General features: G+C 40.8%; 22 protein-coding genes. 19 read left to right on the top strand and 3 right to left on the bottom strand.

The window, feature by feature from the left end:
- Positions 1-19: 19 nt before the first annotated feature.
- From WKT11_RS13200 to WKT11_RS13230, 7 genes are all read left to right on the top strand, one after another.
- Positions 20-220 (top strand): Flp1 family type IVb pilin, encoded by a 201-nt coding sequence (locus tag WKT11_RS13200; RefSeq protein WP_117676697.1) that lies wholly within the window; start codon positions 20-22, stop codon positions 218-220.
- A gap of 97 nt (positions 221-317) precedes the next feature.
- Positions 318-1829 (top strand): DUF5702 domain-containing protein, encoded by a 1512-nt coding sequence (locus tag WKT11_RS13205; RefSeq protein ID WP_243098580.1) that lies wholly within the window; start codon positions 318-320, stop codon positions 1827-1829.
- Positions 1830-2226: 397 nt separating this feature from the next.
- The gene (locus tag WKT11_RS13210) at positions 2227-2925 is read left to right on the top strand and encodes a TadE/TadG family type IV pilus assembly protein (protein WP_243098442.1); all 699 of its coding nucleotides are present in this window, start codon (positions 2227-2229) and stop codon (positions 2923-2925) included.
- Between the two features lie 56 nt (positions 2926-2981).
- Positions 2982-3407: a prepilin peptidase gene (locus WKT11_RS13215; RefSeq protein ID WP_117676667.1), complete on the top strand. Its 426-nt coding sequence runs from the start codon at positions 2982-2984 to the stop codon at positions 3405-3407.
- The gene (locus tag WKT11_RS13220) at positions 3404-3910 is read left to right on the top strand and encodes a TadE family protein (RefSeq protein ID WP_118410762.1); all 507 of its coding nucleotides are present in this window, start codon (positions 3404-3406) and stop codon (positions 3908-3910) included. The genes WKT11_RS13215 and WKT11_RS13220 overlap by 4 nt, the downstream gene beginning before the upstream one ends.
- A gap of 25 nt (positions 3911-3935) precedes the next feature.
- A complete protein-coding gene (locus tag WKT11_RS13225; RefSeq protein ID WP_340284887.1) occupies positions 3936-5288 on the top strand; it encodes a DUF6382 domain-containing protein in 1353 nt (450 codons plus the stop codon).
- Between the two features lie 108 nt (positions 5289-5396).
- Entirely contained in the window at positions 5397-6005 is a 609-nt protein-coding gene (locus WKT11_RS13230) for a rhomboid family intramembrane serine protease (protein ID WP_117676664.1), read from the top strand.
- On the opposite strand, the gene WKT11_RS13235 is transcribed toward WKT11_RS13230, so the two are convergent.
- A complete protein-coding gene (locus WKT11_RS13235) occupies positions 5981-6667 on the bottom strand; it encodes a sensor histidine kinase (protein WP_243009263.1) in 687 nt (228 codons plus the stop codon). The two genes, WKT11_RS13230 and WKT11_RS13235, sit on opposite strands and share 25 nt — an antisense overlap.
- A gap of 190 nt (positions 6668-6857) precedes the next feature.
- Here WKT11_RS13235 and WKT11_RS13240 point away from each other — a divergent pair, with 190 nt between their 5' ends.
- Positions 6858-7271: an HIT family protein gene (locus WKT11_RS13240; protein WP_117676662.1), complete on the top strand. Its 414-nt coding sequence runs from the start codon at positions 6858-6860 to the stop codon at positions 7269-7271.
- Between the two features lie 26 nt (positions 7272-7297).
- Positions 7298-7843, top strand: a complete 546-nt coding sequence (locus tag WKT11_RS13245; RefSeq protein WP_117676661.1) for an RNA polymerase sigma factor — start codon at positions 7298-7300, stop codon at positions 7841-7843.
- Between the two features lie 62 nt (positions 7844-7905).
- Here WKT11_RS13245 and WKT11_RS13250 read toward each other — a convergent pair whose 3' ends face one another.
- Positions 7906-8973 (bottom strand): undecaprenyldiphospho-muramoylpentapeptide beta-N-acetylglucosaminyltransferase, encoded by a 1068-nt coding sequence (locus WKT11_RS13250; protein WP_117676660.1) that lies wholly within the window; start codon positions 8971-8973, stop codon positions 7906-7908.
- A gap of 170 nt (positions 8974-9143) precedes the next feature.
- Here WKT11_RS13250 and WKT11_RS13255 point away from each other — a divergent pair, with 170 nt between their 5' ends.
- Together WKT11_RS13255 and WKT11_RS13260 are read left to right on the top strand one after the other, a co-directional pair.
- Entirely contained in the window at positions 9144-9698 is a 555-nt protein-coding gene (locus WKT11_RS13255) for a hypothetical protein (RefSeq protein WP_340284891.1), read from the top strand.
- 304 nt (positions 9699-10002) lie between these two features.
- On the top strand, positions 10003-11619 hold the full coding sequence (locus WKT11_RS13260) for an MBL fold metallo-hydrolase RNA specificity domain-containing protein (protein ID WP_340284893.1): 1617 nt from the start codon (positions 10003-10005) through the stop codon (positions 11617-11619).
- A 171-nt stretch (positions 11620-11790) separates the two neighbouring features.
- Here the strand turns inward: WKT11_RS13260 and WKT11_RS13265 are convergent, their stop codons facing one another.
- Entirely contained in the window at positions 11791-12036 is a 246-nt protein-coding gene (locus tag WKT11_RS13265; protein WP_117676657.1) for a TIGR03905 family TSCPD domain-containing protein, read from the bottom strand.
- A 511-nt stretch (positions 12037-12547) separates the two neighbouring features.
- Here WKT11_RS13265 and WKT11_RS13270 point away from each other — a divergent pair.
- From WKT11_RS13270 to WKT11_RS13305, 8 genes are all read left to right on the top strand, one after another.
- The gene (locus WKT11_RS13270) at positions 12548-13246 is read left to right on the top strand and encodes a 5'-methylthioadenosine/adenosylhomocysteine nucleosidase (protein WP_117676655.1); all 699 of its coding nucleotides are present in this window, start codon (positions 12548-12550) and stop codon (positions 13244-13246) included.
- Between the two features lie 55 nt (positions 13247-13301).
- Positions 13302-13685, top strand: coding sequence for a hypothetical protein (locus tag WKT11_RS13275; RefSeq protein ID WP_340284896.1), 384 nt, complete (start codon positions 13302-13304; stop codon positions 13683-13685).
- Between the two features lie 94 nt (positions 13686-13779).
- Entirely contained in the window at positions 13780-14943 is a 1164-nt protein-coding gene (locus tag WKT11_RS13280; RefSeq protein WP_117845154.1) for a class I SAM-dependent methyltransferase, read from the top strand.
- Positions 14940-17393, top strand: coding sequence for a hypothetical protein (locus tag WKT11_RS13285; protein WP_340284898.1), 2454 nt, complete (start codon positions 14940-14942; stop codon positions 17391-17393). The genes WKT11_RS13280 and WKT11_RS13285 overlap by 4 nt, the downstream gene beginning before the upstream one ends.
- 324 nt (positions 17394-17717) lie before the next feature.
- On the top strand, positions 17718-19208 hold the full coding sequence (galT, locus tag WKT11_RS13290) for a UDP-glucose--hexose-1-phosphate uridylyltransferase (RefSeq protein ID WP_117676651.1): 1491 nt from the start codon (positions 17718-17720) through the stop codon (positions 19206-19208).
- Between the two features lie 300 nt (positions 19209-19508).
- A complete protein-coding gene (locus tag WKT11_RS13295; RefSeq protein WP_340284901.1) occupies positions 19509-21926 on the top strand; it encodes an InlB B-repeat-containing protein in 2418 nt (805 codons plus the stop codon).
- Positions 21927-22111: 185 nt separating this feature from the next.
- Positions 22112-23503, top strand: a complete 1392-nt coding sequence (gene asnS, locus WKT11_RS13300) for an asparagine--tRNA ligase (RefSeq protein WP_340284903.1) — start codon at positions 22112-22114, stop codon at positions 23501-23503.
- An 18-nt stretch (positions 23504-23521) separates the two neighbouring features.
- Positions 23522-24574, top strand: coding sequence for a metallophosphoesterase family protein (locus WKT11_RS13305; RefSeq protein ID WP_118609574.1), 1053 nt, complete (start codon positions 23522-23524; stop codon positions 24572-24574).
- The last annotated feature ends 3 nt before the right edge of the window (positions 24575-24577 follow it).

Here is a 24577-nt window from a genome sequence, read left to right on the forward strand (position 1 = left end):
GAGACATACGGAGGAAAAGATGGGACGATTGATATGGAAAATAAAAAATCAAAACGAATTAATACGAAGATTCGTGGAGGAAGAGGACGCTGTAGGTGTTGTAGAGATCATTTTAATTCTGGTAGTCCTGATCGGACTTGTCATCATTTTCAAAGAGCAGCTGACCGAACTGGTGCAGAGCATTCTTTCAAAGATCGCCAAACAGAGTAATTCTATTTAACCAATACATTGTTTGGGAGTTCAACTGTGCAGGCACAGGAACTTATAGTTAGTTGTGCAATAATGTATTGAGAAAGAGAAGGAGGTGTACTTCCTGCATGAGAAATCATAAAGAAATGAGAGGAAGCATTACAGTATTTCTGGCACTGATACTTAGTCTGCTTTTATCTCTGGTATGTACAAGTATTGAATCTGTGCGGATGGCATCTGCCAGAACGCAGATTCTGAACAGCATGGATATTGGACTGTATTCAGTGTTTGGACAGTATGATAAGAAGCTTCTTGAAGACTATGATCTGTTTGCACTTGATGGTTCTATGGGAGGCGGACAGCTGAATCTTGCGAAAATCTGTGACAATCTGGAATCCTATATGAAACCGGTATTAAAGCAGAATAGTCAGAAACTTAGTCTGGAGCATAGCGGGCTTACCGGATACCGGCTTCTGACAGATAATAACGGAGAAGTTTTTTATCAGCAGATCGTGCAGTATATGCAGGAAACTCTTGGAAGTCAGGGAGTACAGGCCCTTCTTAACAGAATGTCTGATCGCGAAAAGAAAACAGAAGAAGCGAATCTAAAAGCAAGTCAGGCAGAGACAGGAGGATCGATCGACAGATATGATTCTGAAATGAATCAGGCATCTCAGAAAAGCCAGCAGGCCGCAGAAGAGGCGGCTAAGAAACAGCAACAGGAAAATGCTTCGTCAGATCAGCAATTTGGAAGTGGAGATACACAGACAACACAGCCGGCACAGCAGAATCCGGTGAATAATCCGATTACTGTGATAAAAAGAGTTATGAAGATGGGAGTGTTGGAACTGGTTCTGCCATCCGGATGTGAAGTCTCTACACGTACAATAAGTAAAAACACGCTAGTTTCCGGGAGACAGTTACAACAGGGAATGGAGATGCCGGATGGAGTGATCGCAGATAATAGCTATACTTCCCAGGTTTTGTTCCAACAATATCTGATGAATCATCTGGGAAATTATATGGATTCGTCCAAAGAAGGTCTGGCATATCAGATGGAATATATCTTTGCAGGAAAAGATGAGGATATGGATAATCTGAAATCTGTGGCATCGAAACTTTTGTTTATCAGAGAGGGAGTAAACTTTGCCTGCCTGATGGCTGATAATGTAAAAAGAACAGAGGCACAGGCTCTTGCATCTGCGATTGCAGCAGGATTTCTGGTTCCGCCGGCAGCTGTAGTGATAGAAACAGCGTTGCTTTTATGCTGGGCATTTGCAGAAAGCGTACTGGATGTGAGAGAACTTTTTGCAGGAGGTAAGATTCCGCTTGTGAAGACTTCAGCAGACTGGCAGATATCTCTGGCCAATCTGGGAAATCTGATGGAAGGACTGGATTCTATGCGAAAAAATAATGACCATGGGATGTCCTATGAGGACTATATTCAGGTTCTGGTATTGTCTGTTTCCAAGGAAAAGAAAGTGATAAGGGCTATGGATATGATAGAGAACACAATAAGAAATAAAGGAAGAGCACATTTTAATATGGATTCCTGTGTGGTGGCACTGGAGGCATTTGCAGATGTAAAAGCGAACAAGAGAAAAGAGTTTCATATAATACGTCAGTATTGTTATGAATAAGAGAATGAGTTTGGGATTGTTGTTTGATTTTCTTTAGCAATAGTGTAGATTACTCTCTTTTTATTATTGACATCATGTAACTATTCAGCAGTCTACTATCCCGCGAGGTGTTTTGGCATGAACATGCCAAAATCCCGAGACATACAAGTCAAAATCCCATCGCCGAAGGCGATTTTTAATGGATTTTGACTCGTAACTGTGAAGGTACTGAACAGTTACGACATCATAATAATGGGGATTTTAAGAAAAGAGGTGCAAAAAGATGTTTTTACAGAAGGAAAACAAAAGCATTGATGAAATCAGAATGAAAGAAAAGATAATCTATGAAAGGAGAAAAAGCTCTCTAAAAGAAATTTTCCTGGCTTTTTTATCCCCGAAGAAAAGCCGGGAGGTTCAGATGGCAAAATTGCAGAAAAACTCCAGAGAAGTTCGTTCTGTAAAGGCATCTTTGTGCACCTCTTTTCTGAAAAAAGGAAGTATGGCGGTAGAAACCGCACTTGTTTTTCCGTTGTTTTTTCTTGGAATGGTTACACTGATCTCTTTTATGGATATATATAAGCTGCAGACGGAGCATTTGTCTGATTTATGTAACCGGGCGAAACAGGCAGGAATGTATGCTTATATTACGGGAGAAAGCGGCGTGGAGGATATTACGATTCCGGATGTTTACACATATAAATCTTTTGGAGGGCTGGTACCACTGCCGGGAGTGGTGGTCTATAACCATGTGAAAGTTCATGCATGGACAGGAACAGAATTTCCTGACAATGGAGGCGAACAGGGAGAGATAGAACAGATGGTATATGTGACTGCTTCCGGAAGTGTCTATCATAAAAATCCCGGCTGCAGTTATCTGAATGTGTCATTGAAACAGATTCCGGGAAGTTCTGTCCGGTCTGCAAGCAATCAGTATGGGGAACATTATTCTGCATGCGAAACATGCAGCAGAGGGCAGAATCCGGCGGGAGTAGTATATGTCACAGAACAGGGAAACAGGTATCATAATCTGGAATCATGTAGTGGTTTGAAAAGGTCTGTAAGGCTGGTAAAGGCATCCTCTGTCTCGGGAATGAGTGCATGTAGCAGATGCGGATAATAAAGAACAAAGTGAACAGTTACACATAATAAATAAAAAGCAGACAGGTGAAAAATATGGAAATAAATAATGTAAGGGAAGCATGTGTGATCGCGTTTCTGGGAGTGAATTCCTGGATAGATATTCGGAAAAAACAGGTTTCATTACTGCTTATTGCGGTATTTGCAGGGAGTGGAATCTTATGGACAATATGCAGCAGAAGTGCCGCATTGGATTTTCTGGTATGTGCAGGAACAGGACTGATTTTTGTGGGAATAAGTATTATTACAGAGGGAGCTGTCGGAATGGGAGATGGATGGCTTATTATGGCATTAGGTACAGTGATGAGTGCTGAAGAATTTTTTATGATGCTTTTCTTATCCCTGATATGCAGTGCTGTATGGGCGGGAATTACGATGATATTTTTTCATAGAAAAGGAAATACGGAAATACCATTTGTTCCGTTTTTACTGGCAGGATATTTGGGAGGAATTCTGATATGAAGGGTAATTTAAATATAGATAACAGATCGGGAGTATTTCACCGGGATGATAAAACAGCCAGAACAGAGAACTATAATTGTGTCCGGAAAGGAAGCCTGACTGTGGAGACGGCATGTGTAATGCCGTTGATCCTGCTGACGCTTATGGGGCTTATCTATCTGAGCTTTTTTGTACATAACAGAGCCTGGCTTACAGCTGCGGCATATGAGTCAGCAACCAGTGGAAGTATGGAAGGTATTAAAAAGAATGGACAGATATATGACACTGCAAGAATGCGAAGCGAAGAACTGGGGAGTATAGGATTTTTCGGAGCAGAGAATTTAAGTACACAGACAAATGTTGGAAAAGAAGTGCAGGTGACATATGATCTCGATACGATTTCTTCCTATGGAAATATGAAGTGGCATTTAAGAACAGAAGGAACTTCTTCTGTCATAAATCCTGTAAAACATATTCGTAAACTCAGGGCGGCAGCTGCCATTCTAAAGGGGATGGGGGATTAGTATGCGGGCGGAATATAAAAGAGATATGAACCATAATTACCTGATCTTATATGGGGAAGATGAAATAAATACTGATTCTTATCAGGTAAGAATGTTGGTGGGAAATGTGATTCCATCTCTTCTAAAATGCAGAATACAGGGGATGGATGGACGTTTTCTGGTCTATTTCGATATTACCTCAAAACAGGCATTGAGTGTTTTATATGAAGAGAAGAAGATGGGAGTAGAAGATCTTCGCCTCATCTTTGGAGGCTTTGTCAAAGCAATGGAGGATGCGGCGGAATATCTGATGAATCCAGGACAATTTATCATATCACCGGAATATATTTATACAGATATTGAAAAGCAGGAAATTTATTTCTGCATGATGCCAGGATATGAGAAAGACATTAAAGAACAGTTTCAGTTTTTGACAGAATATATTCTTCCGAAGATTGACCATCAGGATCAGGATGCGGTAATCCTTGGGTATGGCGTGTACAAAAGAGCGATGGAAGACAGTTTCCATCTGGAACATATCAAGGAAGAACTATACAAAACCCAGGGGCAGCAGGGTACGACAACAACCAAAGCAGAACAAATGAAAACAGAATCAGAGCAGAGACAGGAATCAGAAGATTTTAACCCGGAGGAAGAGGGCTTCTGGGAAAACGAAGAAATAAATCAGGAATTTGTAAGGGACGGGGAAAAATCAAAAAGACTTAGTCTGCCCCAAAAGACAGGTGTTATTGTACTGGCAGCAATACTGCTATGTGGAATAGCAGCAATAACTTTGATGGGATATCTGCCTTACCTGGAAACAGGAACAATACTTGGGATTATTATTGTTCTTGTGGCTTGTGTGATGCTGTTTGTATATGTTTCGAAAATAAAGAAAAAACCTGGAGAATTACGGCAAGGAAGGGAAGAAGAACGAGACAAACCCAAAGGGATAACCGGAAAAGTACCAACAGACCAGACTGATCAGAGCCAGAACACCATCAAGTCAGTTGTGAAATCAACCAATAAACCAGTCGTGAAATCATCGCAGTTGCATGCAGATTATGGAGAGACAGTAGTATTGTCAGCAGGAGCAGTATCCGGACCGGCCAGTCTGGTAAGCAAAGAACCGGGAGAACTGGCAACTATTTATATAAATGAAGATCTGACGGTAATCGGAAAGCTGGAAACTGCCTGTGACGCAGTGATCAGTCTGCCGACAGTAAGCCGTATCCATGCAAAAATAAGAAAAAAGGAGGATGCATACTATCTTACAGATATGAATTCAAGAAATGGAACAGCCGTAAACGGACGACTGCTTTTGCCAGATGAAGAATATCGGCTTGAACCAGAAGATGAAGTAGATTTTGCCCAGGCGAGATACATTTTTCTGCCATAAATGTTTTGAAAAAACACAATATGTCTGATACAATAAGCTTGTCGATATATGATTCCTGATTATAGCAATTTCATAAAATACTGGAATTGCTATAGAAAGAGGTAAATTTTGGAAGAATTAAAAAAACAGCCAGTCACAGTGTTCCTTATTCTGATCAATATTCTTGTTTTTCTGGCAGTGGAATTAACAGGTGGATCAGAGGACACAATGCATATGCTTCAATGTGGAGCAGGTTATACGCCAGCTATAATACAGGGAGAATACTACAGAATTTTTACAAGTATGTTTCTGCATTTTGGACCACAGCATCTGGGAAATAATATGCTGGTACTTTTTGTACTTGGCGGAAGACTGGAACGTACAGTTGGAAAACTGAAATATCTTCTGATCTATCTCCTTGGCGGAATGGGCGGAAATCTGCTGTGTATTTTTCTTGAATTAGACAGCGGGGATTTTGCAGTATCTGCCGGGGCTTCCGGCGCTGTGTTTGCAGTGATGGGAGCCATGATTTATGCAGTGATCAGAGGCAGAGGACATATTGAAGATCTTTCTGCCAGACAGGTGGTGATTATGGTCGCATTTTCACTTTATTTTGGATTCACAAGCGAAGGAGTAGATAATGCAGCGCATGTGGGTGGTCTCATCTGCGGATTCATCATGGCTGTATTACTTTATCATCCGCTGCGATCATATCATCGGGATACTTCCGGAGTATAAGGCAGATAGATATAGAAGACAGAGCCTTTTCCAGGAGCGCTTAAAACATCAATCTGCCCGTTATGGGCATTTATGATTTCTGCTGTTACAGCAAGGCCAAGTCCGGTTCCCTCGGGCTTATATGTAACAAATGGACAAAAGATATTCTGCATTTGTGTCTGAGTCATTCCACAGCCGTTATCCTTTATAGATATACAGATGCCGCTATCTGTTTTATAAAGGTTTACCGTAATCTTTCCTTTGGGATGATTAATGGATTCACAGGAATTTCTTATCAGATTAAATATAACCTGACGCATTTTTACACGGTCAAGTAAAATGGTTGAAGAGATATTTTCTATATGTGTTTCCAGAGAGATACCAAGGTAATCCAGGGTATTTTTCTGACAGGACAAAATGGTGTTCAGAAACTCGGCGGGATCGACAGAAACCAGGTTAACTGTCTGGGCATGGCTGAAATCAGAGAGTTCATTTAATAATTCTTTGACATAATCAAGATTGTCCATAAGACTGTCCCATTGTCTGTAGCTGCACAGCTCAGGATGGGAGGCTGCCATTAACTGTAGCTCACTGTTGATCAGGGTAATCGGATTACGAATCTCATGTGACAGCCGGGAAAGAGTAAGTTTAAAATCTTTTTTTAATTGGTTTGTTGTTTCCATCTGCATATTATCACCTCAGGAAAAGTGTATCATTGCGGATTTTTGACTGCAACTGATTTCGTCCTGAAAAATTCGCGAAAAAACGACATTCAGATATTATTCACTGATATTCTCGGTGAATAGTAATAACACATTAACTCAGCTTCTGTCAGATTACAGAGGCTCAATTATTAAGAAAGAAGGATTAAAAATGGATAATTGTATTTTTTGTAAAATAGCTAATGGAGAGATTCCCGCTGCAACACTTTATGAAGATGAGAATTTTCGTGTGATCCTTGATCTGGGCCCGGCAAGTAAGGGACATGCCCTGATTCTGCCTAAATTTCATGCTGCCAATATCTATGAATTACCAGATGAAATGGCTGCAAAGGTAATGATTCTTGCAAAGAAAATGGCAACAGCAATGACAGAAGCACTGAAATGTGATGGATTTAATATTGTACAGAATAACGGAGAATGTGCAGGTCAGACAGTATTTCATTTCCACATGCATCTGATTCCGAGATATAAAGGAGACAATGTTGGAATTACATGGAATCCGGGTGAACTGACTGATGAGGATAAAGAGGAGATCCTGTCAAAAGTAAAGGCGCAGCTGTCCTGATATTTTGACATTACACAGTACATAAGATGGAAAATATAGATTTTATAAGCATTTACAGGAAATATCGTTCACGTGCAGTTAATGTTGCCAATACCGTTTTAAAGGATAAAGATGAAGCGGAGGATGTATGCCAGGAAACATTTGAGATTCTGTACAAGCTGGGAGAAAAAGTGGATTTTTATGATGAAGAGAAACTGGCTAATTTTATTTCCAGAATCAGTTATCATAAAGCGCAGGATCATTGTAAAAGGGCATTCAGACAACATGAAGTCGGTTCTGATGATATTATAATGACCGCTGATCAGACGGTAAATAGTGGCGATGAAGTGGATGAAATGATTGCGGCTTTGGAAGCAACAGGATATCTGCAGACGATATTTCAGAAATTAAGAGAGAAAAACAGAATGGATTATGAAATCTATGTCGGTGTAACAGTATATGGCATACCATCGCGCCTCGTTGCGGAACATTATCACATCACAGAAAATAATGTGAATAATAAAGTTATGAGAACGAGACGCTGGCTTGCCAGAGAATATGATGCTCTTTGCGATGCACAGGATCTATATTGATCCAGACACAAGATGGTTCAGAAAATCAACTTGCCGGTACACTGGATCAGTACATATTTATATTATTTGTTTACGCAGTCTTCAATCAGACCTGTGATTTTTTCGATAGAGTTCATATGGCTACTTTCGGACATGGCATCGATGTAAGACTGTCTGTTCTGATACAGCTCACGAATGGAGTTAAGGAGTGTGCTTTCTGTGATTTCTTCTTCCTCAAGTACCATGCTGAATCCCTGACGTTCGAAGGAACGGGCGTTGAGAATCTGGTCGCCGCGGCTGGCATTTGCGGAAAGAGGAATCAGGAGATTTGGTTTCTTTAAAGCGTTCAGCTCGCAGATAGCGTTGGCACCTGCACGTGAGATGACGATATCTGCCAGGGCAAACAGATCAGCAAGTTCCTGTTTGATATATTCGTACTGGACATATCCTGCGGTATCTTTGAGACTTTCATCCATTTTTCCCTTACCACACAGATGGATAACCTGAAATTCTTTCAGAAGTTCCGGAAGAATCTTGCGGACATTTTCATTAACAGATGCAGCACCAAGACTGCCGCCAATAACCATGAGAACAGGTTTATCATCTGTGAGACCACAGAATTTGCGGGCTGCTTCCTTGTTTCCGCTTAATAATTCCTGACGAATCGGAGTTCCGGTAAGGACCGCTTTATCTGCCGGAAGATTTTTCACTGTTTCAGGGAAGTTACAGCATACCTTTGTAGCAGATGGGATACAGATTTTATTTGCAAGACCCGGAGTCATATCTGATTCGTGGATAATTGTTGGGATTTTACGCTGGCCGGCAGCAATTACGACCGGAACAGTTACGAAACCGCCTTTGGAAAAGACTACATCAGGTTTTAACTGTTTTAACAGTTTTTTTGCTTCGCCAAATCCTTTTAATACGCGGAATGGGTCTGTAAAGTTTTTGAGGTCAAAGTAACGTCTCAGTTTACCGGAAGAGATGCCATAATAAGGGATGTTCATTTCTTCGATGAGCTTTTTTTCAATTCCGTCATAAGAGCCGATATAGGAAATTTCATATCCCAGTTCTTTCAGACGTGGGATTAATGCGATATTTGGGGTAACATGTCCGGCTGTACCGCCGCCGGTAAGTACAATATGTTTCATAGGGATTCCTCCTGTTTCATTCTGAAAATAAAGTAACTGTTTAGAAGTATGTTACTGTTCATGATATGCCCGGTAATTTGCTTTATTTATGTTACTAAACTTTAACAGTTACGGCATTTATTATTTAATATGAACCCAAGGGGAGAAATTGTCAAGGAAAGTTGAAGATTATGGAGAATAAAATAAACAGACAGACAAAGAACGAAGAAATAGACAGATTGCTGGAAGAACAATATTATGCGGAGACAAAAATACTGGAATCTGCAATTCTCAAAGCTGCAGGAAAATCCTCTTGGGAAGAATTTCCGGAAGAATCTGAAGAGGAAATACAGCAGGGATATGACCGACTGATAGCACGCCTTAAAGAAAAGGGTGAATACAGAGAGTCGTTGTCTGAAAATAATGATCACAATGTAAGCAAAGCCGGTAGAATTTGTGCGGAAACAGATAAAGAAATAGATGGAGTAAGAGAAGCAGGGGAAAGCAAAGCCCGGGAGATAGAAGCAGAGGAAACAGAATCGGTAAAAGAAGCAAAAACAGTAAAAGAAAATCTAATCAGGCTTGACTATGAATGGAATAAAACTCACCGGATTTTAAAACCTGTAGCAGCCGTAGTGGCCGTAGCAATGCTGACTGCGCTGATCGGAATGAGTGTGACCGCTGATTTTCTATTTTCAGATGTGAGCGTTCAGGCATACAATACATCAATTCCTGAAAAAAAATAAAAAATTTATTTTTTGTGTGATATTTTCCATTTTGATTCGTATAGTATATGTAATGGGAGTTTACGAAAGCGGTTTTTAACCGTGTCTCGGAACGAAACGTTATATACTTGCGGAAGCTGACATGGGATTATTAAAATATCAGCAAAATTTTAATCGTACGTGGCAGACGCAAAGAAAGGTGGAAACAGTCAAATAAAAACTGTTTCCATTTTTTATTTTCAGAAAAATACTGTTAATCAATTCTATTGTAGTGTATAATATGAACTATGAAATTACACATAAAAGTCCGAAAGGGGGTTTTTATATGAAGATTACATTTATCGGGGCAACTCATGAGGTTACGGGCTCATGCTATTATCTGGAAGCAGCAGGCCATAAATTTCTTGTAGACTGCGGTATGGAACAGGGACCGGACTATTATGAGAATGCAGAGATACCAGTTGCTGTGGGAGAAATTGAGTTTGTTCTTCTTACCCATGCGCATATGGATCATTCCGGAAATCTTCCTGCTATTTATGCAAAAGGATTCCGAGGGCCAGTATACGCAACGAATGCCACCAGTCATCTGTGTGATATTATGCTTAGAGACAGTGCTCATATTCAGATGTTTGAAGCTGAGTGGAGAAACCGCAAGGGCAGACGAGAGGGCAAACCGGAATTTGTGCCGGCATACACAATGGAAGACGCAATGGGTGTGATCAGAAATTTTGTAGGATGCCCGTATAATAAGGTGATCACTCCGGCAGAAGGAATTTCGGTACGTTTTATTGATGCAGGACATTTGCTTGGATCTGCCAGTATTGAAGTGACGATCAGAGAAGAAGAGGCGGAGAAAAAGATCGTATTTTCCGGAGATATCGGAAACACCTGTCAGCCATTGATAAAGGATCCGGAATATCTGCACCATGCGGATTATGTGATCATGGAATCCACTTACGGGGACCGCAGTCATGGAGAAAAACCGGATTATGTGCAGCTTCTGGCAAAGATCATTCAGGAAACATTTGACAGAGGAGGTAATCTTGTAATTCCTTCTTTTGCAGTTGGCCGTACGCAGGAAATGCTATATTTTATCAGACAGATCAAGGCAGATGATCTGGTACATGGACATGATTATTTTAAGGTATATGTGGATAGCCCTCTTGCGAATGAAGCGACTACCATTTTTTCAGAACATCAGTATGACTGCTTTGATGAAGAGGCAATGGAACTGATCAAAAAGGGAATCAATCCAATCAGTTTTCCAGGTCTGAAGATTTCTGTTACAAGTGATGACTCAAAGGCAATCAACTATGATGAAGAACCAAAAGTAATTATTTCTGCCAGCGGTATGTGTGATGCGGGTCGTATCAAGCATCATCTGAAGCATAATCTGTGGGATGAGAAGAATACGATTCTTTTTGTAGGATATCAGGCAGTAGGTACACTAGGAAGGGCTCTTATTGAAGGAGCAACAGATGTGAAACTTTTCGGAGAACCGATTCATGTAGCTGCACATATCTGCCAGATGCCGGGAATCAGCGGTCATGCAGACGTAAACGGTTTGATAAACTGGGCGAGAGCATTCGAAGAAAAACCGCAGAAAGTTTTTGTTACTCATGGAGAGGATGCGGTAACAGAGATTTTTGCAAAACGCCTGCAGGATGATTTGGGTTACGATACAATGGCTCCGTTTAGTGGAACGGTGTATGATCTTGCAAATAATGTATGCATCTATGAAGCTAAAGGCGTCAAGGTTCAGAAGGCATCTGCATCGCCGAAAGCAACAAGAGCAGCGAGAGCATTCGAGAAACTTCTGGCACTTGGTTACAGATTACTGGCAGTGATCAAGAAGAATGAGGGAACACCGAATAAAGATCTGGAACGCTTCTCAAGAGATGTGCAGTCCCTGTGTGATAAATGGGACAGACCGGATATGTAGTAATATTGTGGTAATGTTATGAAATAAAAATATCCCGCAGAAGTTGTTGTGAATACAGCTTTTGCGGGATATCTGTCTTTTTTGTGTTTTTTGCTGCTGCTTATAGTGTTTCCGGAAACTAATGTCGTAGTAGTTTGGTGAAAGCAGCTGAATTGTTAAAAAACCAGGAAATTATTTATTCAGAACTTCCTCTAAGGCAATAGAAAGCTGATCTGGACATGAGGTGTTTTTAAAACCACATTTAATACCCTTCAGTCTGCTGATCACTTCATTTGCATCCATACCTTCTACAAGGCTGGCTACACCCTGAGTGTTTCCGCTGCATCCGCCGATGAAGCGTACATTGTGAACTTTCTTATTGTCATCTACTTCAAATTCAATATGGCTGGCACAAACACCTTTTGTCTTATATGTCATGATATAATTCCTCCTGTGTTAAATAATGTACCCTCAGAGTCTTTATTGCACTTGCTTTTATGGCTGATTTTTCGCCAGATGCACCCGGATTTTATCAACGTACGCACCGCGTACGCCTCAAAAATCCGGGCACATCTGACAAAAAATCCTCTCATAAAATCAAGTACAAAAAGATTCCGAGAGTACATAATAAGTTCTGTGTCTACTGTTCATGTGATTAACAAGCAGATTTCTCAAATAATCTTGCGTCTGGATTTCTTGTTTCAAGAATCAACTTGCATAAGTCCAGGCCATCGCGCAGTGTGTTACTGGGCTCGAAGTGAACAGTAACTTTTCGTTACGCAAGATATTATAGCAGAATATAAAAAAAGTTTCCATATAAATTAAAGTTTTGCTATAATAAACAATGAATGCATAAAAAACAAGAAATGCAACTGTTCAGTATCTTCACAGTAGACCGCTGAATAGTTGCCAGGAAATTACAAATATACAAAGAAGAGGTGTTTTAATAATGAAATGTATCGGAATTATCGGAGCAATGGAACAGGAAGTTGCAAAAATTAAGGAAAAAATGCAGGATGTTACGATCACATCCAAGGCTTGTATGGATTTTTATGAAGGAACTCTGGAAGGTAAAAAGGTTGTAGTTGTACGTTCCGGAATCGGCAAGGTAAATGCAGGAATGTGCACACAGATCCTCGCAGATGTATTTGGCGTGGAAGCAGTGATTAACACAGGAATCGCAGGAAGCCTGAATAATGATGTAAACATCGGAGACATTGTTCTTTCCACAGATGTACTGCACCATGATATGGATGCAACCGGATTTGGATATAAGAAAGGGCAGATTCCACAGATGGATGAGTTCTCTTTCCCGGCAGATGAAAACCTTCGCAAATTAGCAGCAAAGGTATGTCAGGAAGTAAATCCTGAGATCAGTGTATTTGAAGGCAGAATCTGCTCCGGAGACCAGTTCATTTCAGATAAAGGTGTGAAAGATGCTATTATCTCAGAATTTGGCGGATTTGCCGTAGAGATGGAAGGCGCTGCCATCGGACAGGCTGCTTATTTAAATCATATTCCATTCCTTGTAGTAAGAGCAATCTCCGATAAAGCAGACGGAAGCGCAAATATGGATTATGCTGAATTTGAAATGGCGGCAATCGAGCACAGCGTAAAATTAACTGTAAGAATGATTCAGGAATTATAAAGTTAGATAACAGTTTCCTGCATTTTGCATATACTGAAATAGATAACTGATAAGGATGCAGGATATCCATATGTATTTCGAACAATATTTTCCGTTTTATGCGGCATATTCGAATCCCCTGTTGTATGACGGAGAGCGGATGCAGGAGCAGGAATTCAATCTGATGAAATCTTATTATCCTCAGACTGTACAGCGTATTCAGGAGAAGATAGAAGAGGAATGTGATCTTCTCGACTATGAAGGAAGCCGTCTTTATGATGAGTATCCGGATAAATATATGCTTTATCACTTAAGCTGTAAGATTAAAGAAGATCTTCAGCCAGAGATGAACAGTCAGGCAATAAGGGAAAGTTTTCTGGATGAACTGGTACAGGTAATGCTATATCAGGAAATATCCAGAAGAAGATGCCGCAGACACCGATGCAGGATATATTTTTAAATTACTGATTATGGAGTGGATAGATTGTTACTGTTCATACACCACTATCTTTATCCGCTTAACAAGAATTGAAATTTGACAGATAGAAAGAATAATGAAAAATTTAAGAGAATATTTAGAAGAACAGATTAATGAAAATCTGATACAGGCAACTTTAAGTGCCAGCAGAAACAAAAATGGCATATCAAAGGTAAAAATACGCCCAATCCAATTAAAAGGGCAGATTTGTTATCAGGCATCTGCTACAGAAGGGACAAAAGTCCTCCACAAAAACTATGAGCGTATGCAGCTGATAGAATATCTGGAATCAGAGCTTGCAGAGAATTTCGGACAGTTTCAGGCGCAGGGAGCAGTGACGGATGGCGTAGTCCTTGTGAGTAAAAAAGGAAAAATGACCATCAAACAGAAGCACCATGCGCCAAAAGAAAAAGTCAAGATTCAGGCACATAACCGGGTAAAACAATACATTCTTAAAGAAGGTGTTCCGGTTCCATTCCTGATCGATCTGGGAGTTATGAACGGACAGGGAAAGATCGTTCATGCCAGATATGATAAATTCAGACAGATTAACCGTTTCCTGGAATTTATAGAAGATATTCTTCCGAGACTTTCCAGAGAAAGAGAAGTAACGATACTGGATTTCGGATGCGGTAAAAGTTATCTTACTTTTGCAATGTATTATTATCTGAGGGAACTGAAGGGATATGATGTAAATATCATAGGTCTTGATCTGAAAACAGATGTAATTGAGAAATGTAACTCTCTGGCAATCAGATATGGATATGAAAAGTTACATTTCTACCATGGCGATATTGCAGACTACGAAGGAGTATCCTCGGTAGATATGGTAGTAACACTTCATGCCTGTGATACCGCGACTGATTATGCGCTTGCGAAAGCAGTAGAATGGGGAGCAGAAGTAATTTTATCTGTGCCATGCTGTCAGCATGAGGTCAATAAGCAGATCAGAAATGAAATGCTGGAACCGGTTCTGCGCTACGGAATTCTGAAAGAAAGAATGTCTGCGCTGATCACGGATGCAGTACGTGCCAACCTGTTAGAGAGCAAAGGTTACGAAACACAGATTCTGGAGTTTATTGATATGGAACATACTCCGAAGAATCTTCTGATCAGGGCAGTTAAAACCGGAAAAAGATCAGACGCAGGCAAAACACAGGAGATGTTTGCTACTTTAAATATTCATCCTACACTTGACCTGCTTCTGAATGAAAAAACACAGGAAGGAAGTGTGCGATGATAAGAATACTGAAAAAAACAGGTATTCTCCTTTTTGTATTTTTGTTGGGGGTAATTGGAACTGCATTGCTTCTTAACAGCGAATCCACAGACAACAGATCAGATTTTAATGATGCTACATTTCCTGAAGTTATGATAGACATGGACGGCACGCTGATGAACCGTATGTATGGCTATGCACAGCCAATGCAGACGGATTTTACCAGAGACAGCGTGACTCCGCTGGATACATCAAAAAAACTGACTTTTAAGGTAAATCCGTATAATTCTGAGGTGAACAGCTTTTCCTATGAGATCCGCACATCCGACGGAAGTAAAGTTCTTGAAAATAAGAAAATCAAGAATCTCCAGAAAGAGGATTCCTATTTATCAGTAGATGTGGAAATCAACAGTGATCTGAGAATGAATCAGGAATATTCCATGCAGATTGCTCTGGAGTTGAATGAAAGTACTGCATATTATTACACACGCGTTGTCTCAAGATCACAGGTGCATGCATCAGAATATGCAGCTTTTGTCAAATATTTTTATGAAGCGAGTCTGGACAAGGAGTCAGCAGATGCTCTGGGCAGTTACCTGGAACCGGCGTCAACAGGAGCATCGACCAACTATTCCGGAATTAATATCAATTCCTCTCTCAGCGAAGTCAGCTGGGGAACGTTAGCTCCTCAGTTGTATCAGGAAGGAATTCCTGTCATTAAAGATATCAATGAGACGACTGCCAGTATTTCAGTGGAATATCAGATTACATCGCAGAATTCTGATGGGGATACAGAACTATATGACGTAAAAGAGTTCTATAGAATGAGATATCTGGATACCAGAATTTATCTGCTGGATTTTCAACGCAGTGCAAATCAGGTATTTGACGGGACACTTCCTGTCTATTCAGATGATGGAATCATCCTGGGAGTCCGAGACAAAAATGTGGAATATATGATGAATGACAGTGCTACGGTGCTGGCATTTGTCCAGGAGGGGGATCTTTGGTCTTATTCACCTGGAAATGGAAAAGTAAATCAGGTTTTCAGTTTCAGAAAAACTGAAGACGGAGATTTTCGTGATTCCAGAATCCAACATGATATTAAAATTGTCAGGGTGACAGATGCCGGAGATATTGACTTCGTACTTTATGGATATATGAACAGAGGAAGTCATGAAGGATACGAAGGAATTGGCGTTTACCATTATAATCCGGACAAAAATGTTGCAGAGGAAAGAGCCTTTATCCCTGTTTCAGAATCATTTGAATTCCTGAAAAAGGATCTTGAGAAATTATCTTATGTAAATGAAGAGAATGAGTTGTTTCTCCTTCTGGCAAAAAGTCTCTATAAAATCAATATAGAGGATAATTCCAGCGAAGTTCTTGAAGAGGGGATAAAGAATGCGAATTTTGTTTCTTCTAATAATAATGACCATGCGGCCTGGCTGGTTTCAGAAGGTGATGAGAAGGGAAATATCAAAGAAATTAATTTTGATACCGGTGAAACGAGACTGATCGAGCATGAAAAAGGCAAGAGACTTCGGGCAGTTGGTTTTATGAATGAAGACCTGATCTATGGAATCCTGAACAAGTCTGATATTTTGACAGATGAAGACGGGCATAAATCAGAAGGAATCAGCATTTTACGTATAGAAGATTTCGATGGCAATGTGAAGAAGGAATATCAGAAAGACGGATTATACATTACGGATATTTCTGTTGGAAGTACACTGATCGAGTTCGAACTTTCCGCAAAATCGGGAGATACCTCCTATGTTGCCCAGAAAAAGGACAACATTATGAATAATAAGAAAGCAACGGAAAACACAGTGAAAATTGAGCTGGTTTCAGCATCAAGAACCGGCATCCGTGTAAAACTGGCATTGAACGGAACTGCTCAGACAGATTCTCCGCTTACTATGTATGCAAAAGTAAGCAGTACAAATCAAAAAGACATTGTACTGGATACGCAGATTCCGCAGGAGTCCACATATTATGTCTATGGACAGGGTGGGCTGGACAGTATCTATACAGATCCTGCAAAAGCCATATTACAGGCAGATGCTTTGGGCGGTGTTGTTCTTAACCGTGCCCAGCAGTATATATGGGAACGCGGAAATAAGAAGACAAAAACACAGATGGATACTGCGGAACTTCCGGAAGCTATTCTTGCAGGAACTATGGATATAAAAACGTTGAAAAAGAGCGTTAAAAATACCGGAACGGTCATCGACCTTACTGGCTGCAGTCTGGACAGTGTTTTGTATGAAGTAAGTGCCCAGCGCCCGGTGATCGCTAAAACAGGTTCTGATACCAGTGTGGTGATTGTAGGATATGATGAATATAATACGTATTTGTATGATCCGGTTAAAAAGGAGACATATCCATATGGAATGAATGATAGCACAGACTTATTCCAGAAAGCCGGGAATGTGTTTATCACATATGTGGAGTCAGTTAGTTATTAGACTGAACAGCCTTCTGGCAGGATTGCACTGCGGCAGAGAGAAATTATGTCGCTAAAGCGATTCCTGCGGGCGGAGAATTCTGCTAGCAGGATTCTTTCCGGATATAAGATAGCGAAAAGAGTATAATTAAGAACATGGGCAGATTGCTGTTAGAGAATTTAACAGCAACCTGCCCATTATTATTTTAAAAAATTGTGAAAATGCTTCTTTACATTTATCCATTATTTGAGTATCCTAAAAAGGAATAACAGTGGCAGAAAGAAAATGTTATTACGTTACTGCAAACCAAGCGGACAGTAACAACGAAACGGAGGAAATGTACCAATGCTATATGCAAACATTAAGAAATTAGTACAATACGGAGTAGAAACAGGACTGACACCGGCCTGTGAGAAGAATTACACAACAAATCTTCTGCTGGATGTTTTTAAAGAAGATGAATATGTAGAGCCTGAAGAGGAATACACAGACATCAATCTGGAAGTAGTATTAAATGCACTTCTGGATGAAGCGGTAAAGAGAAACCTTATTGAAGACAGCATCGTTTACAGAGATCTTTTTGATACAAAGCTTATGAATTGTCTGATGCCTCGTCCGGCACAGGTACAGAAGGAATTCTGGAGCAGATATGAGAAAGATCCGCAGGAGGCAACCGATTACTTCTATAAACTCAGCCAGGACAGTAATTACATTCGCCGTTATCGTGTAGAGAAAGACCAGAAATGGACAGTAGACAGTGATTATGGTAAGATTGACATTACCATTAATCTTTCCAAACCGGAGAAGGATCCAAAGGCGATCGCAGCAGCCAAGCTTGTAAAATCCAGCAGCTACCCGAAATGCCTGCTTTGCCCGGAGAATGAAGGATATGCAGGAAGAGTAAATCATCCTGCCAGAGAGAACCACAGAATTATCCCGATTACTGTAAATGACAGCCCATGGGGATTCCAGTATTCTCCATATGTATATTACAATGAACATTGTATTGTTTTCAACAGCCAGCATATTCCAATGAAGATCGAGAAGAATACATTTATCAAGCTTTTTGATTTTGTTAAACTTTTCCCACATTACTTCCTTGGTTCTAATGCAGACCTGCCGATCGTTGGCGGTTCCATTTTAAGTCACGATCATTTCCAGGGTGGACATTACACATTTGCAATGGCTAAAGCGCCGATCGAGAAGCATGTGACGATCCCAGGATACGAAGATGTAGAAGCAGGAATTGTTAAATGGCCATTATCCGTCTTAAGAATCCGTCACAAAGATGAGAAGAGACTGGTAGAGCTTGCAACACATGTTCTGGAAGTATGGAGAGACTATACAGATGAGAGTGCATTCATCTTTGCTGAAACTGACGGAGAACCACATAATACGATCACACCGATCGCCCGCCGCTCAGGAGACATGTTTGAGCTGGATCTTACTCTGAGAAATAATATCACTACAGAGGAACATCCTCTCGGTGTATATCATCCGCATGCAGAGTATCATCATATTAAGAAGGAAAATATTGGTCTGATCGAAGTAATGGGACTTGCTGTTCTTCCGGCAAGACTGAAAGAAGAACTGGAGCTTCTGGCAGAATATATTCTGGAAGGAAAAGATATCTCTTCAAATGAGAAGATTGAGAAACACGCAGCATGGGTTGCAGAATTTCTTCCAAAATATGACAACCTTGATAAAGACAACATTCAGGATGTTCTCAGAAAAGAAGTCGGCAATGTATTTGTTCATGTACTGGAAGATGCCGGCGTATATAAATGCACTGCAGATGGCAGAGCTGCATTTATGAGATTTATTGATACATTATAATCTTATGTAACTATTCAGCAGTTTACAGGTTAAACAATACCGGACACCGAACAGTTACAGTTTTACCAACATAAGAAAACGAAAAATGTTACTGTATGCACAGTAACCAAAAGATTACATAATCAGGACATAAATTTGTTATTATTTGTATAGTGATCCGTAATTTATTTAAGGTTATGTGATGGGAGCAGCTGAAGAAATTTGGGCGAAAAGAGATATTTTGTTTTTGAATGTTTGGGAATGAATAAAGAACGTCCCGCACATTTAATGGCGGGACGTTTTTGTAAAATGGAGGTAATTATGTATAGAAGAAGACACAGAAGAGGAAGGCGCCTGGCTAGTGTGATTCTTGCAGCGGTAATGATAACGACTGCAATTCCAGCGCAGGCAGCAGAGTTTGGTGCTCCGGAAAATTTAGAGGATATTTTCAGTTCAGGAGAAGAGGATTCTGTCACAGGAACCGATGATGGAACAGCAACAGTGGCTTCATCACCGGAAACAGGAACACAGGATACAACATCTCCAATATCGGAAGGAACGGTTACCCCGACAGTGACACCTTCAGCAGATGATACTCCAACAGTAACACCGTTGCCGAGTGAAACGCCAATCCCGTCAGTTACACCGGCTTTATCAGTTACGCCGACTCCGGCTCCAACACCAACTATTAATCCGGAGAAAGAAGTGATGCTTCGTTTTATAGACGGAGAGGGAAATGAGTGTGAACAGCTCAGAACAGTGCTGAAGTGGAATGAGTCTCTGATTCTGCCAAATGTGCCGGATTCACAGGCACCGGATCTGTGGAAACTTGAGAAAGATGAGAAGCTTAATGATGCGATTACACTTAAAGGCGGTGATCTTCTCACTCTGAAGAAAGGCGAGAGCTGGAATATATTCATTCAGAATGGAATTTTAAATTTCTATATGCCAAAGAAATGCACGATTTCTCTTTATAATAATTCAGGAACAGGTGTATTTCCAAATGGTATTCTTCAAGTATACGAAACAAATACGGCTATACTTCCGGATATGCCATATAGCAAATATATCAATTATGGCTGGACCGACACAAAAGGCAGCAGTGAAGTGAAATATGACCTGAATTCAGAGTATACGGTACTTGAGGATACAAACTTCTATATCGTACGCCGTACAGCGCTGCAAGTGAATTTCATGACAAATACCGGGGCAAGTAACAGTAACTTTACCAGTCTTAACCAGAAGATAGGAAAGGGGCTTACTGTGAAAATGCCGGAAGTACCTGCCAAAACAGGATACCAGGCACTGGGTTGGTCTAAGAGTAAAAATGCAACCAAGGTTACCTATAAGGTTTCACAGGAAGTAAAAGTATCATCAACGCTGAATCTCTATGCAGTATATAAGAAACTGCCATATAAAGTCAGCTTTAACAACAACAGTGGAACAAGTACCAGTAAAACATATACAGCACTTATGATGTATGCGTCCGGGAATCAGACCGTCACATTACCGGCAGTTCCGAAGGCAAAAGGCTATACAAATCTGGGATGGACAACTGTAAAAGGTGACACCACAGTGGAATATAACGAAGGGGACACTGTAAAAATTACAAAAAGTGTGCAGTTTTACGCGGTGCGCAGAAAGAGTAAGTATTACACAGTCAACTATTATCTGGGAAATGGAAGCAGTAATTCGGCTTATAAGAAACTCAGCCAGACAGTAGAAGAAGGAACAGTTATTACATTTGCAAAAGTCCCGGCGAGAACCGGTTATGTCAATCTGGGCTGGTCAACCAGCAAGAATGCTACAAAAGCAACAACAAAGACAACCTATACGGTAAACAAAAATGTAAACTTTTATGCTGTACAAAAGAAGGCAGTATTATTGACACTTCGAAGATATGACGGAAGCGTATGGCAGAAGACGACTCTGGCGAAAGGATCTACCTATTCTCTGCCAGGAGTAAGAGATGCAGAAGGCTATACTTTCATGGGATGGTCATCAAAACCAATGCAGTCTGTGAATCCGGAATACGAGGCAGAAGAGAAGATTACAGTAAACGGTAATATGAACCTGTATGCAGTAGTATTTAACAGATCAACAGAAAAAGATCTTACAGAAGCTGAACTCCCGCAGGTAGATATCTATAAATACAAACAGGTAATCTTTGTGGGCGATTCCCGTACAGAATTTATGGAGAATGTTCTGAAGGGAATGGGAGAATCAGCAATTAAAAATGTGAAGTTTGTCTGCTCTGCGGGAAAGAAATTAGACTGGCTTACTACTACAGGATGGTCACAGCTTTATGCTATGGTGCAGAAGGACACCAACAGTATTCTTTCTAAGAAAACAGCGGTAATTTTTAACTTTGGAGTAAATGATCTGTCAGATTATGCAGATTATGTAGAATATTATAACTGGATTGCAGCGCAGCTTAAAAGTAAAGGATGCGAACTGTATTTCATGTCAGTAAATCCGTTGAACCGTACGATGCTTTCAAATACAGGACGAGCAGACCGAAGCGAAGCGGCAGTCAGATCCTTTAACGATTATATGAAGGCAAATCTTTCTTCTGCATATACTTATATCGATATGTACTCCTACCTGAAATCCACAGGCTACAGCTTTGCCAGTGATCACTATGGAGCAGGAACTATCGATGATGGTCTGCATTATACGGCAAAAACATACAAGCGAATTTATGCCAAGTGTATAGATTCGCTGAGGGTACCAAGATAGGATAAAAGTTACTATTCGTTTCGTACCCGGTAACGAATAAAAAACACAGTAAATACCAGATTACTCCTTGCGTGAAATCAGGGAATAGTCTATACTAAAAGACGAGACGGCTGTCAGACGAGAACAGCGTTTCGTCTTTTTATGTGTAACATCCAGAACGATGAGGAGAAAGAGGAAACATAGATATGAAGTTAACAACAGTAAAAGAGATTTACAAAGAGAGAGAAAAATATCTGGACAAAGAGGTAACAGTAGGAGGATGGGTACGAAGCGTACGTGATTCCAAGACTTTTGGATTTATCGTGCTTCATGACGGAACCTTCTTTGAGACTCTGCAGGTAGTTTATCATGATACAATGGAGAACTTTGCTGAGATCAGCAAATTAAACGTAGGTGCTGCTATTATCGTCAAAGGTACACTGGTAGCTACGCCACAGGCAAAACAGCCATTTGAGATCCAGGCAACAGAAGTTACAGTAGAGGGTACTTCTGCACCGGATTATCCGCTTCAGAAGAAACGTCACAGCCTTGAATACTTAAGAACGATCACACATCTTCGTCCGAGAACAAACACATTCCAGGCAGTATTCCGTGTACGTTCCCTGTGTGCTTATGCAATCCACCGTTTTTTCCAGGAACAGGGATTTGTTTATGTTCATACTCCACTGATCACAGGAAGTGACTGTGAGGGTGCAGGTGAGATGTTCCAGGTAACTACTCTGGATATGAACAATATTCCGACAGATGACAAGGGTGATATTGATTACTCTCAGGACTTCTTTGGAAAAGAAACTAACCTGACAGTAAGTGGCCAGTTAAACTGCGAGACTTTTGCACAGGCGTTCCGCAATGTTTATACATTTGGACCGACTTTCCGTGCTGAGAACTCCAACACTACCCGTCATGCAGCAGAATTCTGGATGATCGAGCCTGAGTGTGCTTTTGCAGATTTAAATGACAACATGGATCTGGCAGAGGCAATGCTGAAGTATGTAATTCGTTATGTGCTTGAGAACGCACCGGAAGAGATGAATTTCTTCAACTCTTTCATTGATAAAGGACTTCTGGACAGACTGAACCATGTAATCAACTCTGAGTTTGGTCATGTTACTTATACAGAAGCAGTAGAACTTCTGGAGAAGAACAACGATAAATTTGATTATAAAGTATTCTGGGGATGCGATCTGCAGACAGAGCATGAGCGTTATCTGACAGAGGAGATCTTTAAGAAACCAGTATTTGTAACAGATTATCCGAAGGAGATCAAGGCGTTCTACATGAAGATGAATGAGGATAACAAGACTGTTGCGGCTATGGACTGTCTGGTACCGGGAATTGGTGAGATTATCGGTGGAAGCCAGAGAGAAGATGATATTGAGAAACTTGAGAAACGTATGGATGAGCTGGGACTTAAGAAAGAAGATTATGATTTCTATCTTGATCTTCGTAAATATGGTTCCACACGCCATTCAGGATTTGGCCTTGGATTTGAACGTTGCGTAATGTACCTTACCGGCATGGGCAACATCCGTGACGTAATTCCATTCCCAAGAACTGTTAAGAATTGTGACTTATAATAAGAAAGAGAGATTGGCATGAGATTTATTCATCTTGCAGATGTACACCTTGGAGCGGTCCCGGACAGGGGCTGCCCATGGAGCAGCAGGCGGGAGGAAGAAATCTGGGAAACTTTCCGCCGGGTTATTGCGGGTATCCGTGAGAATCCGGTGGATTTGTTATTTATAGCAGGAGATTTATTCCACCGCCAGCCTCTTTTACGGGAGCTAAAAGAAGTAAACTACCTGTTTTCCACCATACCGGATACAAGAATCTATCTGATGGCAGGAAACCATGACTACATCAAGGCAGATTCTTTTTACCGGGACTTTCAGTGGGAAAAGAATGTGACATTTTTTAAGAATGAACAGCTTACATGTGTCAAGGATGAGAAACTGGACGTTTATGTATATGGATTGAGCTATGAGCATCAGGAGATTGATAAACCGCTGTATGATGCGGTGCGTCCGGTGGAGGGAGAAGGACTTCATATTCTCCTCGCGCATGGCGGTGATGCAAACCATATTCCCATGAATATCAGATCGATCGTTTCTTCAGGATTTGACTATGTTGCGCTTGGACACATTCATAAACCACAGATTCTGATCAGGGATAATGCGGCTTATGCGGGCGCGTTAGAGCCTATTGACAGAAATGACCTTGGTGAGCATGGATACATAGAAGGGCATCTGGAAAATGGAAGACTTAAGACAACCTTTGTTCCTTTTGCCTGTCGTTCTTATGAACAGATTCTTCTGATGCTGCGTGAGGATTCTACACAGGCATCACTTGAGGACATGCTGAAAGCAGATCTGGCAAGCAAAGGGCGTATGAATATTTACAGGATCGTGATCAGAGGAACCAGGGCACCGGAGCTTTTGCTGCTTCCAGAGAGACTGAAATCATTCGGATATGTGACAGAAGTATTGGACGAGTCCAGGCCGGCATATGATCTGGAAACACTTCAGAAGAAATATAGTGGAACATTGATCGGCGACTATATCAGCTATTTCCTTGAGAAAGACAGAAATATAGTGGAGGAGAAGGCTTTGTATTATGGCCTTCAGGCTCTGCTGGAGACAAGCAGGTGACAG

This window comes from Blautia sp. HCN-1074 (genome assembly GCF_037890165.1).
GTDB lineage: Bacteria > Bacillota > Clostridia > Lachnospirales > Lachnospiraceae > Blautia_A.